Source organism: Streptomyces sp. NPDC048411, from assembly GCF_040704695.1.
Classification (GTDB): Bacteria; Actinomycetota; Actinomycetes; order Streptomycetales; family Streptomycetaceae; genus Streptomyces.
On sequence record NZ_JBEZKL010000179.1, the window covers coordinates 1 to 12,195 of the forward strand.

Annotated in this window: 7 protein-coding genes and 2 pseudogenes; 8 read left to right on the forward strand and 1 reads right to left on the reverse strand. The window is 67.3% G+C overall.

Annotated features, from left to right (window positions below; all coding sequences use genetic code 11):
• Positions 1-330 precede the first annotated feature (330 nt).
• The gene (locus tag AB0915_RS35440; protein ID WP_366694986.1) at positions 331-504 is read right to left on the reverse strand and encodes a hypothetical protein; all 174 of its coding nucleotides are present in this window, start codon (positions 502-504) and stop codon (positions 331-333) included.
• Positions 505-1,354: 850 nt separating this feature from the next.
• Here AB0915_RS35440 and AB0915_RS35445 point away from each other — a divergent pair.
• The 8 genes and pseudogenes from AB0915_RS35445 to AB0915_RS35480 all read left to right on the forward strand — a co-directional run bounded on the left by AB0915_RS35445 (position 1,355) and on the right by AB0915_RS35480 (position 11,837).
• Positions 1,355-1,564, forward strand: a complete 210-nt coding sequence (locus AB0915_RS35445) for a hypothetical protein (RefSeq protein ID WP_366694987.1) — start codon at positions 1,355-1,357, stop codon at positions 1,562-1,564.
• Between the two features lie 582 nt (positions 1,565-2,146).
• Positions 2,147-2,432, forward strand: a pseudogene (locus AB0915_RS35450) (XdhC family protein); the annotation flags it as partial.
• A gap of 105 nt (positions 2,433-2,537) precedes the next feature.
• Complete coding sequence (locus AB0915_RS35455; RefSeq protein ID WP_366694988.1) at positions 2,538-6,293, forward strand: S8 family serine peptidase; 3,756 nt, start codon at positions 2,538-2,540, stop codon at positions 6,291-6,293.
• A 120-nt stretch (positions 6,294-6,413) separates the two neighbouring features.
• Positions 6,414-6,776, forward strand: a complete 363-nt coding sequence (locus AB0915_RS35460) for a hypothetical protein (protein WP_366694989.1) — start codon at positions 6,414-6,416, stop codon at positions 6,774-6,776.
• Between the two features lie 376 nt (positions 6,777-7,152).
• A complete protein-coding gene (locus AB0915_RS35465) occupies positions 7,153-7,728 on the forward strand; it encodes an IS607 family transposase (RefSeq protein WP_366694990.1) in 576 nt (191 codons plus the stop codon).
• Positions 7,721-8,227 (forward strand): annotated as a pseudogene (locus tag AB0915_RS35470) (IS200/IS605 family accessory protein TnpB-related protein); the annotation flags it as partial. The gene AB0915_RS35465 and the pseudogene AB0915_RS35470, both read left to right, overlap by 8 nt.
• 964 nt (positions 8,228-9,191) lie before the next feature.
• A complete protein-coding gene (locus tag AB0915_RS35475; protein WP_366694991.1) occupies positions 9,192-10,451 on the forward strand; it encodes a M14 family zinc carboxypeptidase in 1,260 nt (419 codons plus the stop codon).
• 333 nt (positions 10,452-10,784) lie between these two features.
• A complete protein-coding gene (locus tag AB0915_RS35480; RefSeq protein WP_366694992.1) occupies positions 10,785-11,837 on the forward strand; it encodes a M14 family zinc carboxypeptidase in 1,053 nt (350 codons plus the stop codon).
• Positions 11,838-12,195: the final 358 nt, after the last annotated feature.

Here is a 12,195-nt window from a genome sequence, read left to right on the forward strand (position 1 = left end):
GCGTCGAACGTCGTTTCGAGGTCGTCGCCTGCGGTGAAGCGCTCCAGGTGCAGCCGGTCGGTGAGATTCAGGAGGGTGCACTCGCGCTCAACTGCCGCCAGCATTGGTGTCGGCCCGCATACGTACACGGCGGTGTCCGCGTCCAGCCCGCCCAGCAGCCGGGGAAGGTCCGGCAAGCCCGGCCTCGTGAGACCCGGCTGATCGCGACGCCCGAGCGGGTCTTGTAGGCCTTGTTGATCGAGATCTGTACCGCGGGGTCGCAGGACAGCTGGCAGCCCGCCGTTGCACTTTGGTTCGGCGCAACGGCGGGCTGTGTCGGCAGGGGTGTTACTACAGCTCCCGCTCGATCTGGCTCTCGCTGACCTTGTCTTCGCGCATGGTCACCTCGTTCTGGACGGCGTAGCGAGTCTGTGCCCCGCTGCCCTCGGCACTCCGGATCTCGCCCCGCTGAAGCTCGTCCTGCTGGTCCCGGTACTCCACGTGCTGTCCCTTGCGGTAAGGCATGGGGGATCTCCAAGTCTCGTGTGGGTCGGCGTGGGCTGGCCCGGCTCGTTCGGCCGGGGGTGCCCCGCCCTCTTGGCGCCCGCGACTATCGCCAGGCGCACTGACAGCCCACCCCCAACTCCGCCCTACAGCAATCACTACGGGCCGAATGGGTGACGCCTAGCTCGCCGCTGTCGACGTCCTCTGAAGCTTCCTCTGCGACGGACGGTGCTACGAGCCCGCCGCAGGCGCCCGCTCCAACCTGCTGATTGCTGCAGGTCAGGCGGAGGTGGCCGTGCTGGTTGTCGACTCGGACGTGCTGCTGGTGGAGTGGCAGCTGCGGGCTGGCCGGTTGAGCTGCCCGGCATGTTTGGCTCCACTGGCGCCGTGGGGGACACGGCCGGCCGCGGGAAGTCCGTGGCGATCTTGGGTCCCGGCGTTCGTACGTCCTCGTTGTTCGCGTTGTACGGGCTGCCAGGTCACGCACCTCCTGCTGCCGGAGATGATGTGGCCGAGGCGGATGGATGCGGCCGAGGTGATCGGGGCCGGGCGCCATCGACTGGCGACGGCGATGTCGTACGGCGTGGGGTGGCTTCGTTCACTTCTAGTGACAGCGTTTCTCGATGGGTTCGGGCGGCATGCGCGCTCGCCCAGAGGCGGGGATCTCCATGAGAAGTGAAATGACGTCAGTTCTTGGTCGCGGTGGCTGACAGACCGCGGCTTGATCACAAGCCCTCGCCCGGGGAGGGGAGCGGATCGGCTGCCATATTCTTCTGTCGTGGCGAACTGGCGGCGGCTTCTGGGCGATGCTTTCTGGACTCTGGATCGGGCCCTGGGTGGGCAGCGGCGTCCGACTCGGATTCAGAAGTGGGTGGCCCGACACCCGATCGGCACCGGTCTCTGCGTGGCCGTTCCCTTCACGCTCTTCTTCTTGATGCTGTCGCGTGAGGAGGAACCCGACGACCCCATGTTCGCTGTGGTCTTCGGGCTGGCTCTGGGCCTTGTCTTCGCCCTCACGGCTGTCTCAGAGCGCCTCCGGCAGCGCCGACTCAAGCGTCTGGGGGTATGGGACGGATCCTGATCAGGGCCAGGAGTGGCGCGGGCGGAGCCTGGGAGAGTATGAGGAAGGTGGGGATGTCACGAAATCCGAGAGCCGAGTTCTTCGCTGGCCCGGGTTGGATGTGCTTGAGCATCGTGTTCTATGGGTGGACAGCAGCCAGTAGCGGCACTGCCCCCTGGTTGAGGGTTGTCGCAGCGCTTTTCTGGTGGTCTGGGTGATGTTGCTCGCGAGGCACCTCTTGCGACGGGCCCGTGGCCGCACGTCAGCGGATCACCCGGATGAATCGGTATCTTGAAGGGAGCGATGCTGCGGACGACCCGCCGTCTGTGAGGGAGGCGGGACGTCGTCCGTTTAGGCTGGTGCGCGTGTATGTGACTGGGTGTCTGGGTGTGACCTTCTGGCCGGACGCCGGGAGTTGCCCGGGGCCGTCCTGCGCGAAACCGTTGCTTGGGTGGTGAACCGCGTCGTCGGGCCGATCGTCGGTCCGCGGGAGCATGTCGTGGCCGCTGTCGAGGGTCGCCCAGTACGGGTGCGTCGCCACGTGGGTGCTCGTCACCGCATCTGACTTCACGCTTGTCAGTCACGTCAAGCAGCCGGCCTGGGCGGGTTCTTCGGGCGTACATCGGAGCGATGGGCTCGCGCCGTACCCAACTGGAGTGCAACGACCGGCTGCGCGAGGTCGGTGTCACGGTCCGGAACTGGCCAGGCTGCACTCGCCGATCGGCCTCGACCTCGGTGCTCGTACCCCGAGGAGACCGCGTTGTCGATCGCCGCCGAAATCGTCGCCGACCCGTGCGGTGGCAGCGGAGTACCGCTCAAGGGCGCGCACGCGCCGATCCGTCACGAAGGCGGCGGGGCGTCGAATGGAATGATCATTTCGGTGGCTTGAACCGTCCCCTGAACCACCGTCGTTCGTGGGCGGGTTGCCGCCACGGCGGCTTCACGCCAGGTGTGAACTCATCCGTAGCCTCGGTTTTGCCTCTAGACCTGCTGCATGACATTCACATCCTCCTCCGCTTCCGGCCGGGCGAGATCCGCTCGTGCGGGACGCAGGGCTCTGCTCATAGCGACTTCGGTCGCCCTGGTGAGTGGGGCACTGTTGCCCGCAACGGGCTCCGCTTCCGCCGCCGCGGGTCAGTCCGGGCCCGTCGACCGGCAGGCCGCCGCCCCTGTCAAGGAGTACGACATCACCCTGCTCACGGGGGATGTCGTGCATTACTCGGATGGTGTCGGCAAGCAGGACACAGTCACCGTGGACCGCCCCGACGGAGCGGTCGGCGGCGTGCATGTCCAGCAGGCCGGTGACGATCTGTACGTGCTGCCCGACGAGGCCAACTCCCTCCTTGCTGCGGGCAGGTTGGATCGCCGACTGTTCAATGTCTCGGCTCTGGTCAAGATGGGGTACGACGACCGGAAGTCCGGCGGCATTCCGCTGATCGCCACCTACTCGGCGAGTCAGGGCCGCTCACTGCCGGCCGCCCCTCGCGGTGCGAAGAAGACTCGCACTCTGGAGAGCATCCACGGCGCCGCGCTGAAGGCGGAGAAGGGCACCGCCCGGGCCTTCTGGAACGACATTGCCCGTACCCCCAAGGCCCGTTCGCTGGACAAGGGCATCGCCAAGATCTGGCTCGACGGCCGGGTGGAGGCCGCGCTCAAGGACTCAGTGCCGCAGGTCAACGCCCCGCAGGCGTGGGCCGAGGGCTACGACGGCAAGGGCTCCAAGGTCGCAGTCCTGGACACCGGAATCGACGCGACCCACCCGGATGTCAAGGACCGCGTGCTCGAAACCAAGAGTTTCGTGCCGGGCGAGGAGGTCCTCGACAGGCACGGCCACGGCACGCACGTCGCCTCCACGATCGCGGGCTCGGGCGCCGCCTCGGAGGGCGTCAACAAGGGCGTCGCCCCGGGCGCCGGTCTGATCATCGGCAAGGTGCTCGGCGATGAGGGCTCGGGCGCGGACTCCGGGATCATTGAAGCCATGGAGTGGGCGAAGGCCGAGGGCGCCGACGTCGTCTCCATGAGCCTCGGGTCCAGCATTCCGGACGACGGCTCCGACCCGATGTCCCACGCCGTCGACGCGCTCTCCGCTGACGGCGGCCCGCTGTTCGTGATCGCCGCGGGCAACGCGTACGGCGCGGGCACCATCGGCTCGCCCGGTTCGGCGGAAAAGGCACTCACCGTCGCCGCCGTCGACAAGAAGGACAAACGCGCCAACTTCTCCTCGATGGGCCCGCTCGTCAGGTCCTACGGCCTGAAGCCCGACCTGTCCGCACCGGGTGTGGCCATCAACGCTGCCGCCTCGCAGGCGGTTCCGGGCGTCAGCGGGATGTACCGGTCGATGCAGGGTACGTCGATGGCGACCCCGCATGTCGCGGGCGCCGCAGCCATCCTGAAGCAGCGTCACCCCGACTGGTCCGGTCAGCGGATCAAGGACGCGCTGATGAGTTCGTCGAAGAAGCTCGACGCGTACACCCCGTACGAGCAGGGCACCGGTCGGCTCGATGTGAAGGCGGCCGTCGACGCCACCATCGAGGCCACCGGCTCCGTCGCGGTCGCCTCCTACGACTGGCCGCACTCCGCGTCCGACCCGGTCGCCCAGCGGACCATCACGTACCGCAACACCGGTACGAAGGACGTCACCCTCGACCTGGCCACGGACACCGATGCCGAGGCCTACTCCCTGTCGACGAGGCAGCTGACCGTCCCGGCCGGTTCCACCGCCGAGGCCGTGCTCTCGCTGGATCCGTCGAAGGTCGCGAACGACACCCGGTTCTCCGGTCAGGTCATCGCCAAGGACGCGGCGGGCACCGTCGTCGCCCACACCGGCTTCGCCCTCAACAAGGAGCAGGAGCTGTACGACTTGACGCTCAGGCTGCGTGACCGCGACGGCAAGCCGATGGACGGCCTGGTCGTCCTCGGCGCGCTCGGCGATCCGAACCTGAATGTCGTCCCGGTGTCGGGCGAGTCCACACTGCGGCTGCCGCCGGGCAACTACACCGCCTGGACCGCTGCGGGCGTCGCCGGTGACCGCGCCGACTCGAAGGCCGTGGCATTCCTCGCGGCCCCCGAGACGATCCTCGACAAGGCGACCACGGTCACCCTCGACGCGTCCAAGGCCCGCAAGGTCAGTGTGCGGACCCCGAAGGAGACCGAGACGCGACAGCTGCGATTTGACATGGCGCGCACCGCACCGGATGGCACGGTCCAGCGCGACCTGTACCAGATCCCGTTGATCTACGACCAACTGTGGGCCAGTCCCACCAAGAAGGTCACGCAGGGCAGCTTCTCCTTCCTCACCCGCTGGCGGCAGGGCGAGAAGCAGCTGGATGTGTCGGCCGAGGGCCGTGACGTGCCGGTCTTCCCGCAGGGTGGTGCGGCGATCGCCGAGGGCGGTGAGGAGAAGCTGACCAGCGTCTTCGCGGGTAACGGCGCCGTAGCCGACTACGAGGGTCTGAACGTCAAGGGCAAGGCCGTCGTCATCCGCAGCAGTGACGCGGTGGCTCCCGCCGACCGGCTCGCCAACGCGGTGGCCGCGGGCGCCGGGGCACTGTTCGTCGTCAACGACGGCGACGGCGTCCTGATGGAGAGCTACACCCGCTACGGGACCAAGGGAACCATTCCGGTCGCCTCGGTCCAGCGCCTGGCGGGCGAGGACCTGATCAAGGCCGCGCAGCGTGGTGCGAAGCTGACGGTTGCTCAGCACCGTTACGCGAGCTACGTGTACGACCTGGTGGACCGCCACGACGGCTTCGTGCCGGACCGTTCGCTGGAGTTCGCTCCGTCGACCCGCCAGCTGGCGAAGGTGGAGAACACCTTCTACGGCCACAAGGACACGCTCGGAGCGGGCTTCCGCTATGACATCCCGGACTACGGCCCGGGTGTCGGCTTCGAGGAGTACGAGAAGTTCCCGGGCACCCGCCAGGAGTGGGTCAACCCCCTTCCGGGCGCCTCCTTCTGGTACGAGAACCACTCGGTCCTCAACGCCACCCAGACGGACTCCGCGCAGGAGATGCGCGGCGGCGCCCTGGACTACACGGCGGGCCGCACCTACTCCGCGCAGTGGTTCGCGCCGATCTCCCGCCCGCGTCTGGGCACCGCCTACTGGGGTCCGTTCCGCTCCGTCTACAACGACATCCAGTTCAACTTCACTCCGTGGACCGACTCGGGCGCGGGCCACTCGGGCGCCATGGAGAACGAGTATGAGACCACCAGTACCGCCTTCTACCAGGGCGACACGCTGATCAAGAAGGTCAAGGGCCGGGCCGGCTTCGCCTGGGACGTGTCCGCCGAGAAGCTGCCGTATCGCTTCGTTCTCGACGCCACCCGGGACGCAGACGTGTGGAAGACCTCCACCCGCACCCACACCGAGTGGAACTTCGTCTCGGGAGCGCTGGACGAGAACGGTCCGAGCCAGGCCGACATCCCGATGCTCCAGCTGGACTACGGGGTCGAGACCGATCTGGCCGGTGACGTCTCGGCGGGCCGGTGGACCGAGATCGTTCTCACCGCGGGCACGCAGGAGTGGCTGGACGGTGCGGTGAAGGCGAAGAAGGCCTCGCTGTCGGTCAGCTACGACGACGGCAAGAACTGGAGCGATGTGGAGCTGCGCGAGAATTCGGCCGGTTCCTGGACCGCACGGTTCCAGACGCCGAAGAAGGCCGGCGGTTTCGTCTCGATCAAGGCGCACGCCGAGGCCGGGGACGGGCTCGGTGTCGATCAGGAAATCATCCGGGCGTTCGGCCTGAAGTGACGGTCCGGCTGAAGTGACTTGCTGACAGTTCCTCTTGAGGTTGCTCGGGAGGTTGCGAACGAGGTGGCTCCACACCCTCCGACGGGGGTGTGGAGCCACCTGTCCAGCATGAGGGCGACGATGCCCGACTGGGAGGCGCAGGAGATCGACGAGCCGTCAGCATCGTGCTTGATGTTTGTTGGCATAGGCGGCCTCGAGCGTTGCCTCTCCTCCTTCGTGCAGCAGGTGCTCGGCTGGCCGGCGGCGCAGTTCGGGCTGACGACCGCGATAATGACCACCACCGCGGTTGCAGGCACCTTGCTGAGCCAACGAGTCGTGACCAGGCTCGGCCTGAGGCGAGTAGCTGCCACCGGGACCGTCCTGCCCGGTTGTAACTGCCTGCTGCTCACCCGCCTACCGGCCGGCGGCTCAATGAGGCTTCTGCCGGCCGCCCTGTGGGCAGCGGCGGACTTCCATGAGGCTCTGGTGGAAGCTGCGGCCTGACGCCTGCCTGTGGGTGCTACTGCCAGGTCGCGGCGTTGGGATCGATCCCGTGGGCGCGAGCAGACTCGTCGATGATCCGCCGGACACTGGCTCCGCGTACGGTCTGCGCATGGTTGATCAGAGACCCCCGTTGTCGACACGGCGCCGACGCGGTGATACCCCCTGCTCCCCGTACCCGCGGGTGCCGAGCCGCACCTGAAGAAGTCAAGATCCCCCTTACGGTGACCTCACCCCGAGGGGGGCGCGAGGCGAGGCGCACGGGCAGGCTGAGGTGGCCGTGCAAAGTTGGTGAGGTGCTTGAGGGGTCTTCAACTGCTGGCCTTCGAAGTCGGGTAAGTGAACGTAACCATGTATGAGTGAGTGTTGTTGTCAGAGTGTGAATCTGACGGAATGGGCGAAGACGCAGGGCGTGCATCCGCAGACCGCGTATCGCTGGTTCCGTGAGGGGACGCTGCCGGTACCGGCTCAGCGGGTTGGTCCACGCACGATCCTGGTGAATATCGAGGCCAGTACCGCACCGGAGGTGACCGGTGGGATCGGTCTGTATGCCCGCATCTCTTCCCATGACCAGAAGACTGATCTGGAACGTCAGGTCGCCCGGCTGACCCGTTGGGCTGCAACGGCTGGTCACCGCGTCGTCCGTGTGGAGTCGGAGATCGGCTCGGGCATGAACGGTTCCCGGTCGAAGGCGAAGCGGCTGCTGGCCGATCCTGCCGTGACCTGCCTGGTGGTGGAGCATAAAGACCGGCTCGGCCGCATGAACGTCGAACTGGTTGAGGCCGCACTGTCCGCCAGCGGGCGGCGTCTGGTGGTGCTGGACAATGGCGAGGTCGAAGACGACCTCGTACGCGACATGGTGGAGGTTCTGACCTCCTTCTGTGCTCGCTTGTACGGCCGCCGCTCAGCCAAGAACCGCGCTCGGAAGGCGCTGGAGGCAGCCGAGCATGGTTGACTCCAAGCTGCGCACGATCGATCCGCCGTTCGTCGCTCTCGGACCTTCGGGCGTGGCGATCCGCGACCGGCTCAAAGAGCTGACGGCCGAGGATGAGACGGTTCTCCGCGCAGTCGGTGACCTGCTCGGTTCGCTCGCAGGGAAGGACCTCAAGACGCGTGCTGCGGCCGCGTTCGACCACGACAGCGATCAGTGGGCGGAGCGCAAGCGCGCCTTGACCGGACGGTCGTCGTCGCGGTGGGCGGGCAGCATCACGAAGGCGACGCACGATCAGTGGGCGCTGGCCCGGCGCTGCCAGCTTGCTCACATCCAGTGCCTTGAGGCTGGTATCCGCACGATTGCGCACCGCCTGTCGCTGCCTGTGGGAGAGACGAGCACCAGGCGGGCGCCGGGCGGATACCGCACCGCGCAGGAATGGTTCGCCAAGACCCGGCGCCTGCACGTGCTGGAGGACCGGTTGGCCACCGAGCGGGCCGACCGCGAGGCCGGGCGGCGCCGGACGCGCGGACCCGGCCGCCCGGTACCGGGTCCGACTCGGTGGCCGCGAGCAGGTCGTGACCGGGGAACAACTGGTCGGATCGGCCGTCGGACCGTTCGTTGTGCAACCCGGCCGCGTGCTGCCCCTCACCATCACCAGAGCCGAACCGGAGTACACATCCCAGGATCTCGGAGTGAGTATCGACGCCGTCATGGTCGGGCCCACCGGCACCGCGGTCGCGTGGTCGCAGCCGCCCAACCCGGTCGAGCTCGGAGCGACGGCGCCGATCCCGGTGCACGTGACCAACCTGAGCAGCCGGACCGTGACCGGTCAGGTCGGACTGGACGGCCAGGGGCCGTTCACCCTCGGCCCGGCTGCGGCGGTGACGGTGCCACCGGGTGCTGGGTCTGGATCGGCCGCTCCGCCGTCGCCGTGGACACCTTCCTTCCGTAGAACGGACGCTGGGACGGCGCGCTGGACGCAAGGCGGGAGAGGGAGAGTGAAGGACAGCAGTGGCGATTCCCCCTGCATGGCCAACGGCGCAGGCCGAACTGGAGACACCCGCAGAGACGAAAGCCCGCGTAGCCCTCGAGTAACTGGAACGCCGCTACATCGACGACAAAGCCCGCTTCCAGGCCGACCTCGAACGGGCGCGGCAGGAGCCGAACCCGTACGGTCCGGGCTGCTGTATGGCAGCGGCGGTGAACTGATTGAAGCGGTCGCTGTCGTGCTGCGTGCCGCCGGGCGGACCGGAGGCAGGGTCGGCACCATCCGGGGTGCGGCTGTCTGCTGCCGATGGCGTTGTACCGGCCTTATGGGTTGACCTGACGCACAGCCGGCGCCGCCTACCTCCAGGCCTTCGGGGCCGTTCACCGACATGGGCATTCATGTACGCCCCATTGACCTTTCCTTGACCGTCGGGTCAGCATCATCCGGAACGCCCCCCACACCAGTGCCACCCGTAACGTTGTGAGGAGCCCGCCCCATGCGCACATACCGCAGCACGCGGAACACCCGTCCACGAGCGCTACGCACAGCCGTTGCCACCGTCGCGGCCTCCGCCGCCCTCGGCGCGCTACTGGTCACCTCACCGGCCGCCGCCACCGCCACGGCCGCCGAAAGCGATCCCGGCAACTGCAAGACCTCCGACGATCCGTCCTGGTCCGGCTGGACCGACCATAATCAACTCGGTGCCACACTGCGGCAGATCGAGAAGACCAGCAGGGGCCGGGTGCAGGTCGATGTCGCCGGGCGCACCACCCAGGGCCGCGAACTGTGGGCCGCGCGAGTGGGCACCGGCCCCCGCGTCCTGATGGTGACCAGCGCCATTCACGGTAACGAGCGCACGGGCACGGAGGCCCTCATCGGCATCCTCAAGGAGCTGGGTTCGAGCTCTGATCCGAAGACCGCCGAACTCCTCAGCAAAGTCACCCTGGTTGCCATGCCGATGGTGAACCCGGACGGCGGGGAGCTCAACCGTCGTATCAACGTACGCTCCTGGGACCAGACCGTCGCGCAGTTCCCCCAGCTGGCCGGGGCACCGCGGGCCTGGTACCACAGCCTCCGCGGCGACGGCATCGACCAGCCCGGCTATGACCTCAACCGGGACTTCAACCCGGATCTGAACTACGTCCCGCAGGCCTCCGACCTCCCCGGCGAGCAGACCGACGCCGGCTTCTTCCTCTCTCCCGAGTCGCGCGCGATCCGTGACACGTATGTGAATATGCGCAATGAGAAGGGATCTGTCGACGGGTTCATCGATCTGCACCACATGGGTCCCTGCGAGCGCATCACGGGGGGCCCTCAGGACGGCAAGCTGATCACGGTCTCGCTGGACTATCCGCCGCTCGGTGTGAACGATGGGGCCAAGTACAAGAAGCAGTGGCCGAAGCTGGACCAGGACAAGTCCCGCCGCTATGCGCTCACGGTGGCCAACGGCATCGCCGACGCATACGGCGAACAGTCGAGGCTCGCCGCGACCGGCCGCTATCTCCACCCCGACGCGCGCGAATACGCCGGCCAGGGCCGCTCCGCTTTCGCCCTCAACGGAACCGGCACAGTCCTCTTCGAAGTCCGCGGGCAGCAGGACGACTTGGGACAGCGGCAGCGCGGCATGTTCGTCCAGTCCGTACGTACCGGAGTGGAGTCCCTGATGACGGGCCTGGCCACGGGCAGCGCCGACCGGGTCAACGGGGACGACTTCTTCAGGCTGCCGGACTACGGGTGGGAGACCCCGGCGGACTGACCTCGCAGGAACAGGTCCCGTGCGCAGGCACGTTGGAGCCCGGCGACGTCACCACGCTCTCCCGAGACCGGGACGTTGTGACACCCGCCGGCCTGCTCGTGCTGCCCGAGCCCGTGGCGTGTGTGAACCGCACCGCCACCTCCGCATCACCAGGACGAACACGACGGCCTCAGCCTGCCCGGAACATGCAGCAACCACGACTGACCTGCAGAAACGCGCACATCAGATTCGGAAAAGAGAAACCTTCTTAGACACAACAACATTGACGGGTTTTCATCAAGATCATAGGCTCGCCCGCCGTCAGACGCTGCTCGCGATACCAGGGAGAAACACATGCGTAGGTCCAGTTTCACCAGATCCGCCCGTACTACTACCGCCGCCCTCACCGGCGCATTCCTGCTGACTGGTGCCCTGTTCACCGGCACCGCCGGTGCGGTCGGGGAAGGCCCCAACTACCAGGGCAAAGAGACGATCAACACCTCGATCCTGTCCACCTACGACGACGTGGCCCGCTTCCTGAAGGCCCAGGATGCCAAGCAGGACGCCATGGAGCTCGAGGTGATCGGGCAGACCGTCAAGGGCCGCGACATCCACCTGGTCAAGTACGTCAGCAACCCGGACAACCCGACGATCCTGTACCTGGCGCAGCAGCACGGCAATGAGCAGCTGACCACCGAGGCCATGCTGCACACCATCAAGTCCCTCGGCTCGCCGTCCAAGGCCTCGTTGCTCAAGGACGTGAACATCCTCTTCATCCCGATGTTCAACGCCGACGGCGCAATGGGTGACGTGAACTTCCCCCTCGACGGCTACCTCGCCAAAGGCGAACGCCACCTGACCCGCTACAACGCCAACGAGGTCGACCTCAACCGCGACCACGTGGCCAAGGAGCAGCCCGAGACGCGGGCCCTGCACGAGAATGTGTTGCGCGCCTACGACGTGGACTACGCGATCGACCTGCACCACCAGGGCACCCAGTCGCGCGTGAACGGGGATCTGGTGTCCGGTTCGATCCTGTACCCGACGACCCCGGACGTCTCGCCCGAACTGGTCGAGAAGTCCAAGCGGCTCGGCTCCGTGGTGTACCACAACGTCGACCGCACCGGCTGGGGCCACATCGGCCGGTACGACGGTGGCTCGGCCAACACCATCGGCCGTAACGGCATGGCGGCCGAGTACGGCATCGCCACGCTGCTGTTCGAGATGCGCGGGATGAGCGACCACGAGTACGCACCGTATGTACTCGGCCAGAAGTCCAACGGCTACTTGATCCGGCAGTCGGTGCTCACCATGGAAGCCACTATCCAGGCGGTCGCCGACGGCTCGATCGACCAGGCGGACACCTCCTTCTGGGACACTCTTCCCCAGCAGTGCAACACCTGCTGACGACGGCACCACGCGGTGCCCCCCGGGTCACCGCCCCTCAGAGGGCGGTGACCCGGGGGTTCCGCTGCCCGGCAATGTGGGTGTCGATTAGTCATCCGGCCAGGTCGAGCAGCACGTTGGTACTCGCGAAGTGTTCCGCCGAGTCGATCTCGTTGGCGGACCTGCAGGTGGCTGGTCTGCCCGGGCTCGATCATCGGTGGGGGAAGCGGGCGTAGTGGAGCTGCTTGCCCCAGGGCGCGGTGGGGGCGATGGCCGTTGGCGGGGCCCGGCACGCACGGCCGGGCCCCGCGTGGGCTCAGCAGCCCGTACGGTCCTCCGTCAGGATGCCCTGCTCGGTCCGCAGTGTGCGGTCGTAGCA

Bases quoted from the DNA above. Each gene is read 5' to 3' on its own strand.
- AB0915_RS35480 (WP_366694992.1), top strand. From the start codon at position 10,785: ATGCGTAGGTCCAGTTTCACCAGATCCGCCCGTACTACTACCGCCGCC.
- AB0915_RS35440 (WP_366694986.1), bottom strand. From the start codon at position 504: ATGCCTTACCGCAAGGGACAGCACGTGGAGTACCGGGACCAGCAGGAC.
- AB0915_RS35455 (WP_366694988.1), top strand. From the start codon at position 2,538: ATGACATTCACATCCTCCTCCGCTTCCGGCCGGGCGAGATCCGCTCGT.
- AB0915_RS35460 (WP_366694989.1), top strand. From the start codon at position 6,414: ATGCCCGACTGGGAGGCGCAGGAGATCGACGAGCCGTCAGCATCGTGC.
- AB0915_RS35475 (WP_366694991.1), top strand. From the start codon at position 9,192: ATGCGCACATACCGCAGCACGCGGAACACCCGTCCACGAGCGCTACGC.